This is a genomic window from uncultured Dokdonia sp. (genome assembly GCF_947496725.1).
Taxonomy (GTDB): domain Bacteria; phylum Bacteroidota; class Bacteroidia; order Flavobacteriales; family Flavobacteriaceae; genus Dokdonia.
Genome location: NZ_CANMDS010000003.1, coordinates 212224 through 231736 on the forward strand (window position 1 = coordinate 212224; position 19513 = coordinate 231736).

At 38.2% G+C, this 19513-nt stretch carries 16 protein-coding genes; 8 read left to right on the forward strand and 8 right to left on the reverse strand.

Annotation, left to right across the window (positions count from 1 at the left end; genetic code table 11):
• The first annotated feature begins 165 nt into the window (after positions 1-165).
• The 3 genes from Q0948_RS07805 (at position 166) to Q0948_RS07815 (ending at position 5652) form a co-directional block, all read left to right on the forward strand.
• Positions 166-1371, forward strand: coding sequence for a GAF domain-containing sensor histidine kinase (locus Q0948_RS07805; protein ID WP_298350855.1), 1206 nt, complete (start codon positions 166-168; stop codon positions 1369-1371).
• A gap of 115 nt (positions 1372-1486) precedes the next feature.
• Positions 1487-4405 (forward strand): PEP/pyruvate-binding domain-containing protein, encoded by a 2919-nt coding sequence (locus Q0948_RS07810; protein ID WP_298350852.1) that lies wholly within the window; start codon positions 1487-1489, stop codon positions 4403-4405.
• On the forward strand, positions 4405-5652 hold the full coding sequence (locus Q0948_RS07815; RefSeq protein ID WP_298350849.1) for a serine hydrolase: 1248 nt from the start codon (positions 4405-4407) through the stop codon (positions 5650-5652). Before Q0948_RS07810 ends, Q0948_RS07815 begins: the two co-directional genes overlap by 1 nt.
• 52 nt (positions 5653-5704) lie before the next feature.
• On the opposite strand, the gene Q0948_RS07820 is transcribed toward Q0948_RS07815, so the two are convergent.
• From Q0948_RS07820 to Q0948_RS07850, 7 genes are all read right to left on the reverse strand, one after another.
• Complete coding sequence (locus Q0948_RS07820; RefSeq protein ID WP_298350845.1) at positions 5705-8548, reverse strand: Npt1/Npt2 family nucleotide transporter; 2844 nt, start codon at positions 8546-8548, stop codon at positions 5705-5707.
• Positions 8549-8572: 24 nt separating this feature from the next.
• Positions 8573-9469: a serine hydrolase gene (locus tag Q0948_RS07825; RefSeq protein WP_298350841.1), complete on the reverse strand. Its 897-nt coding sequence runs from the start codon at positions 9467-9469 to the stop codon at positions 8573-8575.
• A gap of 297 nt (positions 9470-9766) precedes the next feature.
• Entirely contained in the window at positions 9767-10354 is a 588-nt protein-coding gene (locus Q0948_RS07830; protein WP_298350838.1) for a hypothetical protein, read from the reverse strand.
• Between the two features lie 196 nt (positions 10355-10550).
• Entirely contained in the window at positions 10551-11060 is a 510-nt protein-coding gene (locus Q0948_RS07835; protein ID WP_298350836.1) for a hypothetical protein, read from the reverse strand.
• A 13-nt stretch (positions 11061-11073) separates the two neighbouring features.
• Positions 11074-12765, reverse strand: coding sequence for a gamma-glutamyltransferase (gene ggt, locus Q0948_RS07840; RefSeq protein WP_298350833.1), 1692 nt, complete (start codon positions 12763-12765; stop codon positions 11074-11076).
• 21 nt (positions 12766-12786) lie between these two features.
• Positions 12787-13137 carry a hypothetical protein gene (locus tag Q0948_RS07845; RefSeq protein WP_298350830.1) on the reverse strand — a complete coding sequence of 117 codons (351 nt, stop codon included), beginning with the start codon at positions 13135-13137 and terminating at the stop codon, positions 12787-12789.
• A 4-nt stretch (positions 13138-13141) separates the two neighbouring features.
• A complete protein-coding gene (locus Q0948_RS07850; RefSeq protein WP_298350828.1) occupies positions 13142-13726 on the reverse strand; it encodes an acyl carrier protein phosphodiesterase in 585 nt (194 codons plus the stop codon).
• 167 nt (positions 13727-13893) lie between these two features.
• On the opposite strand from Q0948_RS07850, the gene glmM reads away from it, so the two are divergent.
• Both glmM and Q0948_RS07860 read left to right on the forward strand, forming a co-directional pair.
• On the forward strand, positions 13894-15282 hold the full coding sequence (glmM, locus tag Q0948_RS07855; protein ID WP_035337156.1) for a phosphoglucosamine mutase: 1389 nt from the start codon (positions 13894-13896) through the stop codon (positions 15280-15282).
• 86 nt (positions 15283-15368) lie between these two features.
• The gene (locus Q0948_RS07860) at positions 15369-16874 is read left to right on the forward strand and encodes an aminotransferase class V-fold PLP-dependent enzyme (protein ID WP_298350824.1); all 1506 of its coding nucleotides are present in this window, start codon (positions 15369-15371) and stop codon (positions 16872-16874) included.
• A gap of 2 nt (positions 16875-16876) precedes the next feature.
• Here Q0948_RS07860 and Q0948_RS07865 read toward each other — a convergent pair whose 3' ends face one another.
• Entirely contained in the window at positions 16877-17788 is a 912-nt protein-coding gene (locus Q0948_RS07865) for a lysophospholipid acyltransferase family protein (protein ID WP_298350821.1), read from the reverse strand.
• Between the two features lie 64 nt (positions 17789-17852).
• Between Q0948_RS07865 and Q0948_RS07870 the strand changes: the two genes are divergently transcribed.
• The 3 genes from Q0948_RS07870 (at position 17853) to Q0948_RS07880 (ending at position 19462) form a co-directional block, all read left to right on the forward strand.
• Positions 17853-18485, forward strand: coding sequence for a rhomboid family intramembrane serine protease (locus Q0948_RS07870; protein WP_035324710.1), 633 nt, complete (start codon positions 17853-17855; stop codon positions 18483-18485).
• A 51-nt stretch (positions 18486-18536) separates the two neighbouring features.
• Positions 18537-19223, forward strand: a complete 687-nt coding sequence (locus tag Q0948_RS07875) for an SIMPL domain-containing protein (RefSeq protein WP_298350816.1) — start codon at positions 18537-18539, stop codon at positions 19221-19223.
• 62 nt (positions 19224-19285) lie between these two features.
• The gene (locus Q0948_RS07880; RefSeq protein ID WP_298350813.1) at positions 19286-19462 is read left to right on the forward strand and encodes a hypothetical protein; all 177 of its coding nucleotides are present in this window, start codon (positions 19286-19288) and stop codon (positions 19460-19462) included.
• The last annotated feature ends 51 nt before the right edge of the window (positions 19463-19513 follow it).

Below are 19513 nucleotides of genomic sequence, written 5' to 3' on the forward strand. Positions count from 1 at the left end.
ATTATTTAATAAAACCGAAGTCTAACAAATAGATAATTGTAAGAGAATTCAATAGCGTTAACATATTATGCAATAAAGCAAAATTGTTTAAGGTTGAATGTTATTTTTGTATATTCTATCTTAGTTACTTAAACAATATATTGTTTTTTAAATAGTACATTCTTTATGATCGCACCAGATTTCCCTCTTAATGAAAAGCAACGTATGAAAACCTTATTAAGCTTAGGGTTACTAGACACAAATCAAGAGGAAGATTTTGATTACATTACTAAGCTTGCTGCATACATATGTGGCACTCCAGTTGCATTAGTAACCCTTGTAGATGAAGATAGACAGTGGTTTAAAAGTAAAGTAGGTATGGCATTATGTGAGACTTCACGTGATAGTTCTTTTTGTGCGCACGCCATTTTGACTCCTGATGAGATATTAGAAATACCAGATGCAACAAAAGACTATCGATTTATAGATAACCCACTTACAAAGCTTGAAGATCCTGTTATATTTTATGCAGGCGTCCCGCTACGCACAACAGATGGTATGTCTATGGGGTCTCTATGTGTTATAGATCATAAGCCTAATAAACTTAGTCAAGAACAAAGAGCCGCGCTTATAACTCTTGCAAAGCAGGTGGAGCGACTTTTTGAATTGCGCATTGTAAATAATCAATTAGAACAGGCAAAAGCGAGTCTCACAAAACATAATACATTGCTCAAAGATTTTGCAGGTACGGTATCACACGATTTAAAAATGCCCCTTGCAAACCTTATTCTCACCTCAGATATATTAAAAAAGAAGTATACAGCATCACTAGATGAGTCTGGAGTAAATTACCTAGGTTATCTCAAGAAGTCTTCACTCTCTATGAGTAACTATATAACAAACATACTTGCTCACTACGAGAGCACGGCATATGATAGAGAAGATGCCCACGAGTTTATGTTTAACGATATGCTAGAAGATCTAGTAGATCTATTAAATATAAACTTTGAGTGTGAATTTCACTTTCCTGAGGTAAATATAGAACTTAGATGTAACCGGTCTGCACTTGACCAGATATTCTTAAACCTTATAGGTAATAGTATAAAGTATAATGATAAAGCGCATACAGTAATACATATAGATGTCCTAGAGCAAGATGAGCACTTTGAATTTTCTATAAGAGATAATGGGCGCGGTATAGAAGAAGAAAAGATAGAAGGTATATTCACTTTATTCAGTACCGTAGGGCACCTAGATAAAAATGGAGAGAAAGGCCACGGCATAGGATTATCTACAGTAGAAAAACTAGTGCATAATCTCGGTGGGACCATAAGTGTTTCTTCAGTGCTAGGTGAGTATACAAAATTTACGTTTACAGTTGCCAAAAGTTAAAGTATATTAAATATTCGGTTCTGGTGCGCTTCTTCTGTTAGTAAAGCGTTAATGGATATGGATGTTGCTGTATACTCTATTACCTTTAGTTCACACTATCCAATCTAACCAATAAATGATCAAAATTTACAAAGCATTTCTTGTGATATTATCTTTTACTATCACGAGTCAACTTGTTGCTCAAGACTTACCCGTAGCAACTATCCAGAAGAATATCGAATCTTTTAAAGAAAATCCGCGAGGCCCTTATAAAAAAATAGAGTGGTTTTGTGAAGATGGTACGATGCGAGAAGCACGTGACCCTTGTCCAGATGATATAGGTGGTGGTGTGCAGCACGCAAGTTATAGCGAAGATCTAATAACGCTAGGTACTAAGTATCACCTCTTTTTTGCAGATATACTTGCAAACACAAATAAGGTAGCTTTCTGGGATGTAACAAATGATAATAGCCGCATCAAGCAATATCAACTAGCGAGATACCTTGCAAGTGTAGATAATGGTTGGGTACAGCGCAAGTCACAGTTTTACCGTGGTGCCATCCAGTCTGAAGATGAGGAGGCGTGGGGCGTTGAGTTTTATGAGTGGTTATTGCGTAGCGATACTCGTTTTAGACAAAACTACTATTTACTACGCCAGACCTTACGAGATATTCCTCACGATGGCGATAGCAACATTGCCCAGCGTATGCGTAGTGAGTCAAAAATACTCGCAGAGACCTACCCAAAGTTTATGGATGCCCGCATTAAAATACACGGCAAGCCCAGTGTGAGTGACATCCAGATGGTTCAAGAGTTTAGAGCAAAACATAAGGGAGACCTCTCTGATGAAGTGAAGAAGCAGTTTGACCAACTAGAGAAAACGCTCGCCGAATTTTATACACCTATCAATTTCAAGGAACTACAGAGTCAAGTAAACGCTATCTCTGTAAAAAATGATCTAACAGAACGCATTAGCACGTTTTTAGAAAAAGCTGCTCAAGATACTTCTGCGCAAATACTTGTGCCAGAAATTGCAGATGTGCTCTGTTATATACGTCAAGACGTACTTTCTTTACGTAGGTCTAGTGACCGTCTTGCGATGCTAGATTTATCTAATGAGCTGGAAGATATATTACTCATAAAGACACAAGAGTGGCAACCAGAAACTTTAAAGGAGCTACTTTATAAAATACAAACCCTTTCATATGCAGCAACAGGTACAGGACTCATTGAGTTAAATGAGTGGGCAGCAGTAGAGCCGTATTTACAAGCAGATAGTTACCACAATGACAAGAGTGTCGAGCAGCTTAACGATTTCTTGGCGACAGCTAGAGGTGTTGTAGAGTGGAGCGCTTCACAAGTAAAGGCAAAGTATCAAGAAGTAGTTGACACTTACGCAACTTTTGAGCCTAAGGCTTACGGTTTTATAGATGACCGCGTGCGCTCCTCTGTTGCATTAGATTTAGGTGAGAGTGTGAGCACGCTTGGTGCATTTATAGCAAAGCATTCTGGGCTTGAAAATAAGGTGATGGATATAGATGGACAGTCTTCTGTGAGAGGATTAAATCCTGGTTATGCCTACGGTGAACTTGTTGTTATAGAAGGTTCTCCAGAAGGTATAGAAGTGGATACAGAGAAGATATACGTCTTTGAAAAACCGCCGTCAGACCTCAAGCCTGTGGCTGGTATTATGACGGTATCAGAAGGTAATCTGGTTTCACACGTGCAGCTACTAGCTCGTAATTTAGGAATCCCTAATGCGGCATTATCCCAAGAAAATCTTCAAGATTTGAGCAAGTATAGCGGTAAGAAGGTCTTCTATGCAGTTTCAAATAAAGGAAGTGTGATTATAAAAGGCGAGGACGATATTACAGATGAGGAGCGTGAGTTATTCTCAAAGAAGCAACGTTCTACAAGTCAGGTAACCGTGCCTGTAGAGAAGATAGCACTAGATAAGAAAGACATCATAAATATGCGTGATCTAGATGCAAGCGCGTCTGGAAAACTAGTAGGCCCTAAGGCGGCAAACCTTGGGCAACTCAAGAAGATGTTCCCAGAGCAGGTGGTAGAAGGTCTTGTTATTCCTTTCGGCATTTTTAAGGACCATATGGATCAAAAAATGACCAATTACGAGGGTTCTTATTGGGAGTTTTTAAATAGCGCTTTCGCGAAAGCGGAACAAATGAAAAGTAACGGCGCGTCATCAAAAGAGATAGAGACGTACCAACTGCAAGAGTTGAAGCGATTACGTGAAGCTATAAATATGATGACGCTAAAGCCGTCATTTGTAAATAGCCTGCGTGCAGATTTCCAAAAAGTCTTTAAATCGCCTATGGGTAAAACTCCTGTATTCTTGCGTAGTGATACAAATATGGAAGACCTTGAAGAATTTACTGGCGCAGGATTGAACTTGACGCTTTTTAATATTCTTGATGAGGATAAAATATTAAAAGGAATTAAAGATGTGTGGGCTTCTCCATATACGGAGCGTAGTTTTAAATGGCGCCAGCAGTATCTAAGCAACCCAGAAAATGTGTTTCCTTCTATACTTATCATTCCTTCGGTAGATGTGGAGTATAGTGGTGTGATGATTACAAAGGGTATTAATCAAGGTACAGATGAGGATCTTACTATTGCCTTTAGCCGTGGGGCAGGAGGAGCTGTAGATGGACAAGCCGCAGAAACTAGACTTGTTACCGCTACAGATGCACGCTTACTATCGCCAGCTAGACAGGCAGATTTTATTAGACTGCCAGCAACGGGAGGTGTGAAGAGAAACATCGCAACCTTTGACGAAGAGATTCTCAATGAGAAAAACATAAAGGATATACGTGCCATTGCCCAGTCTATAAGAACTAGATTACCAGAAATGACAGGTTCTGACTATGATGGGGCTTATGATGTGGAGCTTGGTTTTGAAAATGACAAACTATGGCTATTCCAGATACGACCATTTGTAGAAAATAAAACGGCAAAGTCCTCAGAATATCTTGAGGCAATCTCACCAAAAATTGACAAAGACTTTTTAATAACGCTTGATGCACCTATAAACTAATGAAAACATATATCACATTGACATTCATCGCTTTATCGACTTTATTTGTAGCGATGCTTTATCCTATAGACGGCTATGATACGACGGGTATAAAACGATTGTACCGACTTCAGAAAATGGAGATGGATAGTATTGCAAACAAGCGTATTCCTAATGGCGCTTACTTAAAACTAGAGGATATCAAGCTCAATTTGCTTTCGCGAAAGCGTGATTCTCTTGGAGCAATACTAGTAGAAGACAATGATTTTGCCAGAAAGATTGCGAGAATTACACCCGGCGGAAACTACTCACTTGCGGTACTTGATATGACTAATCCAGATAGTTTAAAATATGCGGCTCACAGAGAAAATGTAGGGTACCAGCCAGGAAGTGTGGGTAAAATTGCTGTCCTTAACGGTTTCTTTACAGAGCTTGCAGAGGTATATCCAGATAACTTTGAGTTGCGTACGGGGCTTATGTGTAATAAACGAGTAAAGGCTCGCTACTGGGGAACAGGAGATCACCACACAATACCTGTGTATGATATAGACAGTGATAAGTTAACAAAGCGACAAGTGGTTGCTAGTGATGAGTTCTCACTGTATGAGTGGGCAGATCATATGGTCTCTGTGAGTAATAACGGGGCTGCGAGTGTGCTGTATAGAGAGACAATGTTGCTAGACGCCTTTGGACGAAAATATGCAGACCTCACCGAAGAAGAAGCAGAAAATTACTTTGTAGAGACCGATAGAGACTCTCTAACGAGTCAAGCAAACCGAGTGGTGAATCAGCCATTAAGAGATCTAGGAATTACAGAAGACGACTGGAGACTAGGAGGGATGTTTACACGTCCTGCTGGTAAGTACGTAGGTCGTGAGGGTGGAAGTATAGGAACACCTAAAGGACTTATGAAATTTCTAGTAGCCCTAGAGCAAGGAAATGTAATAGATGAAGAAAGCTCGCTTGAGATGAAGCGATTATTATATATGACAGACAGACGTATACGTTATGCACACTCTAATAGACTAGATGACGCGGCGGTGTACTTTAAATCTGGCTCGTTTTATAAATGTGATCGAGAGAAAAACCCTAACTGTAGCGACTATGCAGGTAATGTGTTTAACTATATGAACTCAGTGATTATTGTGGAGCAGCCTAATGGTAAAAAATACATCGTATGCCTAATGACTAACGTACTTAATAAAAATTCTGCAGGTGCACATATGTACCTAGCAAGTAGTATTGATAAGGTGGTAAATCCCACATAAAAAGCATTTACAGTTCTATTAAAACGCCTTCTAGTTGTTACTAGAAGGCGTTTTACTTTTGTTGCTGTTTTACCCGTTGTAGACTTGTAGATACACGCGTAGCAAGTTTTGCAATGTTCGTGTTTTTATGCTTTGTAAAAGATTGAGTAATGGCAGTATACTTTGTGTCTTCTAGTATCTCAATAAGGTGGAGCATAGCGATATTCATCTGTCTGCTGCGATTACGAATTAAGCTTCGCACAGCATCAAATTCTGTTTGTTCTATCATTTCTTGAGAATGTATATTATCAACATCTGTGTCAATGATATGTACTTCAAGCAATGGCAGGATCTTATTTTTAAGTTTGATATGTAAGAGGTTGTCTAGAAACTCTATGGCATTGATTCTCGCTGTATCATCTTTACTTTTAATACCCAAAAATGCAGCACTAATATCTTCTTGATTGTAGCGTATACTTAAAAGTGTAAAGATGCTATGTAGACTTTGATCTACTTGTTCTCTTAATATGAGAACTATGGCTTCACGGGCGAGTAAAACCTCTGTTTCTTTAGCTTCCTCTGGTGAGTCTGCTGGCGGATTGTTTACAAGTTTTGTGAAGGTAGCAAGGGCGTTAAACGTGCTTTGGTAGTAGTTGCTCTCTAGTAATATGTATCTAGAGATCTTGCGCTTATCAATAGTAAGCGATGGGTTTTTACTACTTAGTTTTAGTAATGATTTTGAGGCATTTTTACGTACGATGAGGTTGTTACTACCTAAAAATTTGAATAAGATTTTTACCGCATTTTGAGAGTTAAATGTAGCGATCACCTTAGGTAGATTTCTTTTTATGTCTAGACTAAAGGCATCTTCATTTTCTAGCCTGAGAAGTGTTTTTGTAATCTCTGGCCCATATTGAGTAAGGCTTTTTATGGCTGCTTTACGAAGTTTTTTATTTTCTAGAAACTGGAGGAGATTCCCTACAAAGAGTGGGTCTGTGGTAATGCCTGCAGCTTCAATAGCTTTCTTTGCTACCTTTTTATTTTTATTGCTAAAATGAATAGAGATAAAGTAGTAAAACTCATTAAGCCCTGAGTAGGCAATGCTAAGAAGCAGATCTGAAGTTTCGGCAACATTTTCTAGTCCTTCTGGTGTGCCTAGCCGTTCTATTTGAGTCGCGATACGGTCTCTTAAATTAAACTGCTTTCCAAGATTTGTATTGAGGCGTGCATCTTGTGCCAGGCATAACAGCGCGGCATTTGCAATGGGCTTTTCTGGATGGTCTAGATAGGTTGTAAATAATTCTTGATCGTCTATTTTGGTGTGATGAAGTAAATACTGTAATGTGGCTATAATGAGTGCGCTGTCGCTAGTGTGAAGGAGGGCTTTGATTTTATGTAATGCAGTACCTTCTTTATAATAATACAACTCCTCAATAGCCGCTATTTTTATAGCATTAGAAGGATGGTCTAAAAGTGCTACTATTTGCTTTTTTAAGGGATTAAGTCGAGCCGATGATAATCTAGATAATAAAGTGAGAATCTCGCTTTCTTCACCATTTTGTAAAATATGTCTTGCAGTAGCGATGGTGCGTTCTTTTCTGAAGTTTCGTTTGGACTCATCTTTATTGAGCAGTAAACTCTTGAGGTTGGACCTAAACGAATCAAAGTAGGCATCTCTTAGCTTGTAGATTAACAAGAGCCATATAAACAAGAAAAAGATAGTAAGAATGGTCACAAACTTGGTGCCTAGCTCCATACCCTTAATTACAAAAATGAGTAGAAAACCAGCAATACCTGTGGCTACACTATCTACCACAATATCTATAAACGATTTTGCTTGGTTCTTTATAGCATACGGTATGGGTAAAATAGAAAGCTCTGCAGCTGCTTTGTTTATAGACTGCTTAAAACTACCGTCTAGTCCTTTTATGATAATAAGCACCCAAAGCTCAGGAACCGTAAGAAATAGGAGGGAGCCTAAGGCAATACCTAATGGTAGTATAAGCATTGTTGAGGTTACTCCTAGATAGCTCAATACTCTATTAGTAACAAAAAGCTGTATCAGTAAAGCCACCACATTAAAGGATGAGAACCAGAACCCTAAAAAAGAAGCAAGCTCATCTGAGTCAGGAATGGCCTTGTGCGCAAAATCACTAAATTGAAAGTCAACCAGCTTTGCCACCAGCACACTTATCCCGATAATAGATGCCAAATACAGTAAATGCTTAGATTTTAAGATGATTTGAAAAGCATTACGATCTGGGTTAGACACTTGGTGTATCTCTTTCTTTCTCGTGTACATAGAAAGCGTGCGTAATCTTAAATTCCAAATACGATAGATTATAGGCACACAGCATAAAATGAGAATCCCTGCGATAAGAATAGACGTTTTATTCCCAAAAGCCGCCGAAATTAAGGTCGTTAAGTACCCACCAAAAATTCCACCAGCAATAGCGCCAGAGCCTATAAAACCAAAGAGTCTTTTTGCCTCTCTCGCATTATAAACCATATTTGCCAGTATCCAGAATTGTGAGGTCACCACCACGGCAAACAAGGATATGAGAACGTAGTAATAGTAAAGCAGCCAGACCTCAAGAAATTTATAATGCAAGGCGACAGAAAGCAACATAAAAAAGAAGCCAAAAGCGCATAAGGTTATCGTAGCGACCTTTTTAAAAGAATATCGTTTTAGAGCTTTGTTGTAAAAGTAAGAACTTAAAATAGCCACAGCCGCAACAAGAAGATACCCGTAAGGTAATCGCTCTGCACCTAGCGCAGATAGGAATAATGCGTTTACAGTGGGCTTTACAATAAGTAGCACTGTAATCACCAGAAAGATGTACAGCTGCATAAAAAAAGAGATGGTGATCTCACCATCTCTTATATCAAAGGCTTTCTTGTAAAGACTTTTAAGCATTCATTGCGTTTATAATGAGGTTCCCTAGTTATAGGCTAAAGCTCGTGATTTTTTCATTGCTTTTTCTAAAGGAATTACTAAATCTCTTACAATTTGCTCACCCTGTGCATCTTCTATAAGAGCTACTAATATATACTTGCGCTCAGGTCCCCATACCAATACAGAGTCAGAGTGCCAGTTTTTCCACGATCCAGACTTTCTATAAATATCTGCCTTAGGAGCAATTTTATCTAGCGTGTTTACAAATTTGTGGTGTAGCGCTGGGTCTTTCATAATATCCAGCATCTCTTCAGACTTTTCTGTACTTACTAGATTACCCATTGCAAGCTGGTAGTAAAAACTACATACCTGTCTAGCTGTAGCCGCGTGACTTAATCCCTTCATAGGGTCTGGGTTACGTTTTCCGCCAGCGGCATATCTCTTGCCTACCCATAAACCACCGCCTACTTCTTCATCATATAGTTTGAGCTGGTCACTGCGCAGTACTTGTTCTATTTTATCATAGCCCACACGGTCTATCATACGAGTAGAGGCAGCATTATTAGACTTACTTATCATAAGTCGCATATCCTTACGTATTTCTCTAGAGTCTTGTAGTTCGCCATTTTCTATAGCATCCATAGCGGCAAGAAGTATGGCAATCTTAGGTAAACTTGCGGCATACATCATAAACTCATCATTGATACCTGCATACTCTATATTCTCTAAGTTGGACATATCTACAACGCCTATAGACATTCTATTAGACTTCACTAGATTTTTCCATTTTGAGTTTTTATTAATCTCTTGTATTAAAAGCTCTCTCAATATAGGACTCGTATGAGTCTCAAGAGGCTCTACAGAGTCCATCTGTATAGGAAGCTCCTGAGCATTAAGTACAGAAGACATTATAACGCACACTATAAGCGTGATATATTTCATAAAATTCTATGTATTTATAGTTCAACCTAAGTATACAAAAAGGCTGCCAAAGATAGCTAGTATTACTGTTAATTCCATCCCAAACTGTTAATGTTTACAGCGCTTAATTCTTAAGACTAGTAACGGGAATTATATGTGTTTGTTGTAGGTGGTATTTGATAAACTACGCTTTCGCGAAAGTGGAAAATCAGAAAGTTCGTATAGTGAAAATTATAGATCAAAAAGAGCTTAGAATTTTGTGTTTATTAAAGTTGAGGTTGTTGTGTTTTTAACTCAATGCTTTGGTGCCATTTGGCATTATTTCATTATTTCTGTCAGATAAACGATCCCGAAAATCCAACCAACATAGAGCAGCGTATAAGTCAGCGAGTAAATTGCTGAGATTCCCATATTTCCTTTTGTTTCTTTTGATTTATTAAAAACAAATTTTAATGCTCTAAAAAAAATCCAATATAGCATTGCCAAAATTATAAATAAGGAAAACCAAAAAACGACTTCGAAAACTACTAGTAAAATTACAAACAAAATTGACATCGCAATCCACAACAGAATTGATAAAATAAGTCCTCCGATTCCATCTCCCACTGACGGTAATTCCATTGTTGGCCCTAGGTCGTTATGGGGAATGAAATTTCCATTTTTAAATTTTTTAAAACTTCTAAATTTTGGAAAATTATCAATTAGTCCGATTCCAGTGTAAAGTCCATAAGTCATAAACAGAAATAGAGCTGCAGCTATAATTCCAAGTGACAAATAAAGATTGTAAGTCAGGCTCCGATGGTAATTTACTCCAGTAAGATAGACAGTCAGAATTGTGATTCCTATTACAAGTAATGAAACTATAAAAACAGATTTTCCTTTCAGATATGGTCGTTTGACTTTCAATTAAGAGTGTTTTTAGACTATTGGTGGCAAGATCTTAGAAGCTGTCGAGACTGATCGTGCGCCTATGTTTTTGTTTTTTAATTGATGTTTAAATATAACTTATTTGTCATAGATAATGCTTTCGCGAAAGCGGAATTGCTATTTTGGATAAACGATAAAATTTTTAATTCTAAATAAATAGCAACACTTTATTGCTTTATAAATTGCGTTTCAATTTTTTGAAACAATAGTCATTTTTGAATAGTTTGGAAATTGATCTAATTAGTTTTTTAGATTGCTTTGTACTCTTAATAGGAATAAATATATCATAAAATTCTTTCGACTCTTTATACAATATCAGATTCAAAATCATTTTTGAATCATTCCAGTTGAATGTATCAAATGACCTTATATTTTCGTAGGTGTTATTTTCAATATTTAAGTATAAGTTTTCTAAATATTGCTCTGATTCTAATAGATAGATAAGTTTTGAATTCTTAATTGAATCTGTCTTTATATCGCCACATTGTTCCATTGTTAAGTCCTCAACTTCCCAATCTTCAGTATAAATTCCAATAGAAAAATCTTCAGTTGGAATTATCAAATTCATACATAAAGTACGTTTAGAACTTTTTATTTCAATAAGAATATCTTCATAATTAACAACTTTCTGAGCAGAGGCAGAAGCTGCTATGACAAGAAATAAGATATTGCAGACAAACTTCATATTTAAATACCCCCTAAAACCCTACCGCAGTATCATCACCACGTCTATCTGCGCCGCCTTCTAGTGTGCCATTAGGCAGGACTAAAATACCGTCTACTTTACCTATTACGGGAGAGCGCTCCTCGTTGGTTTCATAACCTTTTTCTTGCAGTCCGCTTATGATGGCTGGATCAAAGCTGTTAGGTTCAAATAATACCACATCTGGTAACCACTGGTGGTGAAAACGTGGTGCGTTTACCGCCTCCTGCATTGTCATCCCAAACTCGTGTACATTAAGCACCGTTTGTAACACAGAGGTAATAATGGTAGATCCTCCAGGCGTACCTACGGTCATCCAGAACTCGCCATCTTTTTCTACTAGGGTAGGTGTCATACTAGACAGCATACGCTTGCCTGGCTCAATTTTATTTGCCTCGGCGCCTATAAGCCCAAACATATTAGGAACTCCTGGTTTACTAGAGAAGTCGTCCATCTCATTGTTTAAAAAGAAGCCTATGTCACTCGCATATAATTTAGATCCATAAGCGCCGTTAAGCGTGGTCGTTACTGCAATGGCATTACCATACTGGTCTACCGCGCTGTAGTGCGTTGTTTCCATACTCTCATAACCTGGCAAGGCACCGTGTGTCATATCACTAGACTTTGTAGCGGTGTCCCAAGAGAAGGTTTCCATTCTGTTTTTTGCATACACATCAGAGATGAGTGTATCTATAGGGATGTTTACAAAATCTGGATCTCCTAGGTAAAAACTTCTATCTGCATACGCGCGACGCTCTGCCTCTGTAAGTAGTTGTATACTCTCCACACTGTTGTGATCATATTGTGAGATGTCATACGGTTCTATCATCTGCATAATTTGTGATAAACAAACCCCACCAGAACTAGGCGGACTCATAGAAATCATTTTTAAGTTATCATACTCAAAGGTTACCGGTGTGCGCCACTTTGCTTCGTATGCCGCAAGATCTTCCATTGTGATAATCCCACCTTTAGATTGTAAGAAGTCTACCAGTTTTTGGCCTGTCTCACCTTTGTAAAACTCGTCTTTACCATTCGCTACGATGCGCTCTAGTGTTTGTGCGAGGGCTTCGTTTTTAAGGGTGTCCGCTTTCGCGAAAGCGTTTACATATATAATACTATCTCCGTTAAGCTCTTTAAATTTATCTTGTAAAGCGCCAAACCTTCCTGCTTGGTTTTCTGTAATCACATACCCATTGCGAGCAAGGTCTATTACGGGCTTGAGAATGGTCTCCATAGGTAGTGAGCCAAATTTCTCGTGCACGGCAAACATACCTGCAAGACCACCTGGTACACCCACAGCAAGACTTCCCTCTGTGCTTAAACCTGGTATTACATTACCGTCTTCATCTAGGTACATATCACTTGTAGCCGCACCAGGTGCCATCTCGCGATAGTCTAGCGCTCCTATATCACCATCTTTAGTACGATATACTAGAAAACCACCACCACCTAGACTGCCGGCAAACGGGTATGTCACATTGAGCGCCATATCTGTAGCAATCATTGCGTCAAAAACGTTACCACCTTTCTTCATAATCTCAACGCCTATGCGTGAAGCCTCTTCTCTCGCCGAAACGACCATAGCCTCCTGAGCAATAAGTCCCTGTACGGGTGCAGGAGCAGGCGCTTCTGTCTTACAGTTTATAAATAATAGGGGAACGCAGAGTAAGAGTAAATACTTCATAGGTTGGATTTGTAATGGATATTAAAATTTAATTTGTCCTGGTAGATATTTATAAATACCTCTGTCAAATGAACCCCAATAATAGAGTGTACCTGAAAACCAAAAGACAGTAATTTCATCGTTTATTTCAAATGGTTTTGAATTGCTACTTGCGTATTTCAGCTTTCTTAATTCAGATGTATTATCATTAATAGACACATAAGGATATGGTAACAATGTATAATCATTTCTCATAGGTCCTTTCTCATTTCTATACTCAACAACTTTTGCGGTTAAGGGCTTGCTTGCATTGCGCATTTTTAAAAATGTGACTTTAGAGTTCCACAGGGTTAAATATAACAGAATCAGTATGAATAACAATCCCCAAATCATAAACTTAAAGCTCTTCTAGTTTTAATGCAACAAAGGCTTGTAATTCTTTAAAAAAGCGTGTGAACTCATCTTCAAAGCCTTCATAATGTTCGGCAAGGTCTTCTATGGCTTTATCCATCGCCACGCGGCGTTTTGTGCGTATGTTCATATTGTAAAGCACAGTGCCTATACCTTCCATAGTTGCATAACTGAGGAGCCAGTTTTGCTCCATCATAGGGATCATCATTTTCTGTATGCGACCCGTGAGCAAGTGGTGATGGTCTTGTAGTAGCTGGTAAAAGTCATCTATGTACACATCTAGCGATGTGTCGTGATAGTTGTTCCAGTTTTTGGCTAGAAAGTGATCATAAATAATATCTACTATCACACCAGAGTAGTGGCCATACTTTGCGTGCAGGCGTTTTGTACTCTGCTTTACAATAGGGTGACTATCTGTGTAGCTATCTATCCAGCGATGCACGAGTATACCTCGCTGTATATCATCACTATACTTGAGGTACTTTTTACCTTTTATACCATCTGCCATAAAGTTGCCTATAGTTTCCATAGGTAAGCCATCGGTAAGGTAAATGTGTGCGAGAAAATTCATAGTGGTGAAGTTAATAGGAAAAATTAACCTGTTCAAAGATTTTATGAGGCATTGTGAAGCAATGCATTCTTGTTAGGCTGGTACGTATGTGTTTTAGTACTTTTGTTTAACAATCAAAAAAACGAAGATTAATGACGCTTTCGCGAAAGCGTACTCAAAATTTACATATGACATTAATAAAATCTATATCAGGAATACGTGGTACCATAGGAGGTCGCACGGGTGAAAACCTTACACCAGTAGATGCAGTAAAATTTGCTGCAGCATACGGTGCGTGGCTCAAAAATGATCGTAATAAAGAAACCTACAGAGTAGTAGTAGGGCGTGATGCACGTATATCTGGATCTATGATACAAGAGCTTGTGATGAACACGCTCGTGGGTATGGGAATCCATATTATAGACCTCGGTCTCTCTACCACACCTACGGTAGAAGTTGCCGTACCTATGGAACACGCAGATGGTGGTATTATACTCACTGCCTCGCATAACCCAAAACAATGGAACGCGCTTAAACTATTAAACAGTAAGGGAGAGTTTCTTAATGGAGTAGAAGGGGAGAAAATTTTAAATTATGCAGATAATGAAGATTTTACCTTTGCAGAGGTGGATGATTTAGGTAAAATCACAAAAAATGATGCCTACATAGATTTGCATATAGAAGAGGTAAAAAACCTTGAGCTTGTAGATGTAAACGCTATTAAGGATGCCAAGTTTAAAGTTGTGGTAGATGGTGTAAACTCTACGGGAGGTATTGCCATACCAAGATTACTAGAAGAGCTAGGCGTAGAGGCAGTAAAATTATACTGTACACCTAATGGGGAGTTTCCTCACAACCCAGAACCGCTTAAGGAGCACCTAGGTGACATTTGTAAAATGGTGGTAGATGAAAATGCAGATTTTGGAATCGTAGTAGATCCAGATGTAGACCGTCTTGCTTTTATAGATGATAAGGGAGAAATGTTTGGAGAAGAGTATACCCTCGTTGCTTGTGCAGATTATGTACTAGGAGAGACTAAGGGTAATACGGTGTCAAACTTATCTTCATCACGTGCGCTACGTGATATCACAAGAAAACACGGCGGAGAATACTTTGCAAGTGCCGTAGGAGAGGTAAACGTAGTACAAACTATGAAGGACCAAAACGCTGTAATAGGCGGAGAAGGAAATGGTGGAATTATCTACCCAGCATCGCACTACGGTCGTGATAGCCTGGTGGGTACAGCGCTTTTCCTTACACACCTTGCAAAGCTTAAAATCTCTGTGAGCGAACTCAAAGCTAGTTATCCTCCATACTTTATGAGTAAGCAAAAGATCCAGCTCACACCAGGTCTTGACGTAGATGCATTACTAGAAAAGATGGCTGCCAAATATGCAAACGAAGACGTGTCTACGGTAGATGGTGTAAAAGTAGATTTTGAAAATCACTGGGTACACCTACGTAAGTCTAATACAGAACCTATTATACGTATTTATACAGAGGCAAGCACACAAGCCGAAGCAGACCAAGTTGCAAATGATATGATTGCTACTATTAAGGAAGTAGCTGGTATCTAGACAGATATAGGGATTAAAAAAAGAGGGCAATCGCCCTCTTTTTTTGTGCTTAATTTTAAATATCTTTACAGTGCAAACTATTGATTATGAATACATTAAAGTCTACTAAGCCTAGCGGTAAACTAGAGAATTACTTTTCACGCTTTCGCGAAAACATCATTGGTATTAACCAAAGTTTTCAATCTCCATACGGAACAAAGCAGCTTTTATACACGGACTGGACCGCCTCAGGAAGATTATATGGTCCAATAGAGGAGAAGATGTTACGCGACTTTGGTCCATACGTAGCAAATACCCATACAGAGACGACCGTCTCAGGTACTGCTATGACAATGAGCTATCATAAAGCAAAGCACATCATAAAAGAGCACGTAAATGCAGATGAGAATGATGTACTCATAGTAGGTGGTAATGGTATGACGGGTATGATTAATAAATTTCAGCGCATACTTGGATTAAAAGTGCCAGAAAACATAAAGAAATTTACAGAAGTACCTGCAGAGATAAAGCCCATTGTTTTTGTAACACATATGGAGCATCACAGTAATCAAACTACGTGGCTAGAGACCACGGCAACAGTAGTGGTCGTGCCTGCAAAAGAAGATGGACGCTTTTGTATACAGATGTTTGAACAAGAACTACTCAAATATGAAGATCACCCTTTTAAAATAGCATCTATTACTGCTTGTAGTAATGTAACAGGTATACAGACACCATATCACGATGTGGCGAGACTTATGCACGCTCACGGTGGTTTATGTTTTGTAGATTTTGCGTGTAGTGCGCCTTATGTGCATATTGATATGCATCCAGAGAATAAAGAAGAGCGCCTAGACGCTATTTTCTTCTCTCCACACAAGTTTTTAGGAGGTCCAGGCTCTTCTGGAGTTTTAATCTTCAATAAAGATTTATATAAAAACGTGGTACCAGATAACCCAGGTGGAGGCACCGTATCGTGGACAAACCCTTGGGGTGAGCATAAGTATATAGATAATATAGAAGAGCGTGAAGATGGAGGTACTCCGGGTTTCTTGCAAACCATACGTACGGCCTTATCAATTAAAGTAAAAGAAGAGATGGGTGTAGATAATATACTCGCTCGTGAGCACGAACTTATAGACATCATTTGGAGTGAGCTAGAAACGGTAGAAAACGTAAAAATTCTTGCAGGTGATCATAAGGATAGACTAGGTGTTATTTCTTTTTATATAGAAGAGTTGCACTTTAATCTAGCGGTAAAATTACTCAATGACCGTTTTGGGATACAAACTAGGGGCGGTTGTAGCTGCGCCGGAACTTATGGGCATTATTTACTTAATGTAGATCAAAAAACATCAAACTCGCTCGCTTGTGAGATAGATGCAGGTAACTTAATACAAAAGCCAGGATGGATACGTATGTCTATACACCCTACCATCACAAATGAGGAAATAGCTTATGTATGCGCGTGTATAAAAGAACTAGCCTTACACCATAAAGACTGGTCTCAAGATTATATATACCAACCTTACTCAAACGAGTACTTACATAAAGACGATAGGGCAACCTCTTTAAGTCGCAGTACTGCTATAGACTCTTGGTTTGAATTTTAATGCTATTTCTTAGACTTATTTATTTCAGAAAGGACTTCCTCCTTTTTGCCTAAGAGTTTAAAACGTTTATGAGTCCAGAGGTAATACTCTGGATTTTTACGTATTTGAGCTTCAAGGGCGGCGGCATAATTTGTCATAATCTCGCCATCTTCTGTTTGAGAACCATCTGGTGTAATGAGTTGGAAAGATCCTTTGTAGTAGCCACGTTTTATCTTTTCTGTACCGTAGTAAAATACGGGTAGTTTAAACTCTTTTGCAATACGTTCTACCCCAGTAAAAAAAGGCAACTCGTGACCTAAAAATTGTGTCCAGTAGCGAGCACGGTGAAATCTAGGCGATTGATCTGCTACAAAGCCATAACAGCCTGTTTTATTCTCACTCTCATTTTTTCTTATAAAGCGCATTGTATCCTTAGAGTCTATAAGATAGGTGTTCCATCTACTACGTATCTTGCGTATGAGGTTATCAAACTGTTTGTGTTTTATCTTTTTATATACTCCGTAACCCGGATTTTCCATAGATAGTTGTAGTGCAAATATCCACTCATAGCTTGCGTAGTGTCCCATCATAAGGAGTGAGCTTTGTCCTTCCTTATCATATTTTGTAATGAGTTCCTTGTTAGAAAATTGGTAACGTTCAAGGAGGTCCTCCTTTTTTATATTCATAGATTTTATCATCTCTAGAAACATATCACAGAGATGGCTATAAAATTTACGTTCTATGGTATGGAGTTCTTCTTTAGATTTTTCTGGGAAGGTAGTCTTTAGGTTATATCTCACTACTTTCTTACGATAGCCTATAACTTTATAAATAACGAAATAACAGAAATCTGAGAGCAGGTAAAGCCCTTTAAAAGGGAGTATGGAGATGAGCCATAATAGCGGGTAAAACAACCAGAAAACAATAGCTTTCATTCAGATATAGTTAAGATATTAATCTCACAAATATAGCTATCTTTACAAGTAAAACTTAGTATTTATGGCGGATTTACATCCAGTTACAATTGCAATTATCTTAGCAAATGTCTTATTCTCTATGAGTGGTTTTAAAAACTACTCAATGTTTGAAAAATATAAATTTAACGTAGGAGCTATACGTAGAGGAGAGCAAGTACGTATGGTATCTTCTGCCTTTTTACACGCAAATACGCAGCACTTGTTATTTAATATGCTCACGCTATATTTCTTCGCAAATGCTGTTATCTACACTATAGGCGTACCTAGATTTTTACTTGTGTATGTTTCTAGTTTACTATTAGGAAATTTACTTTCTTATTTTCTACATAAAGATGAGTATCACTACTCTGCAGTAGGAGCTAGTGGTGCAGTAATGGGTGTAGTGTATGCTGGGATACTTCTCAACCCAAGGTTAGAAATTTACTTTATGCCAGGTTGGGTATTTGGAGTGGGGTATATGATTTACTCTATTTATGGTATGGTGAAGCGTAATGATAATATAGGGCACGATGCCCATTTTGGGGGAGCTATTGCTGGATATGTAATTGCAATTATCTCTGCGCCTATACTCCTAGAAGAGCGACTTTTAATAGTTATTGCCCTAGCTTTACCTATTATTGCTTTCTTTATTCTTTTTAAATTAGGAAAGATTTAAGGAAACCTCTTCTATTGTTTTTATATTGAGAGAAACAAAAAACCAATAATTATGAAATATATAACCGCATTAATTCTATTAATCACAATGTCTATATCTGCTCAAAACAACACAATGCAACCCTTAGTAAATGTTACCGGTGAAGGTATTGTTAAGGTAGTGCCAGACGGTGTAAACATACGCGTGCGCGTAGAAAATCAAGGAAAGGAAGCAAAACAAGTAAAAGCAGAAAACGATCAAGCTATAGATAATGTTATAAAGTTTTTACGTAGTCAAGGTATAGATAGTAAGTATGTACAAACAGAATACATAAACCTTAATAAAAACTATGATTATAACAGTAAGACCTACAACTATAATGCAAACCAAACCCTTACCATAAAACTCAAGGATTTAAAGATGTATGAAGGTGTAATGGCAGGACTTCTTAATTCTGGCATTAATCGTATTGATAACGTACAGTTTACCTCTTCACAGATGGATGCTCTCAAGGCAGACGCGCGTGTGAAAGCAATCAAAGATGCTAAAGATAAGGCCACAGCATATGCTGGTGCTTTAGGTCAAACTATAGGTAAAGCAGTACAAATAAGTGAGCAAGGTAGTGCTTCACCACAACCTCCTATGTACAAGGCCAGAATGATGTCTATGGAGATGGATAACTCTGCAGGAGGGGAGACCATCGCTCCAGGAGAGCTTACAATCACTACAAAAATCTCTGTAAGTTTTGAATTAAAATAAGCTTAACTAAGATTAACGACTTGTTAACCATTCTTATAGCTTTCTCAAAGTATCTTTAAGTTATGAAAAGGAAAGAAAAAGAAACCAACAAATCTGAGCGCGAAAAAGAGATAGATGGACGCATCGTGAGAGATGACCCTCAACCTATATCTATAGGTAACGGAGTGCATAGAGAACCATCTAAACTTGCGAAAAAAGAAGCAAAAGACGAGGCGCTCCAGAGAGCAAAGAAAAAGTAATTTTATTTTGTGTGTAAATAAAAAGGTCAAGGAGATTTCTCCTTGACCTTT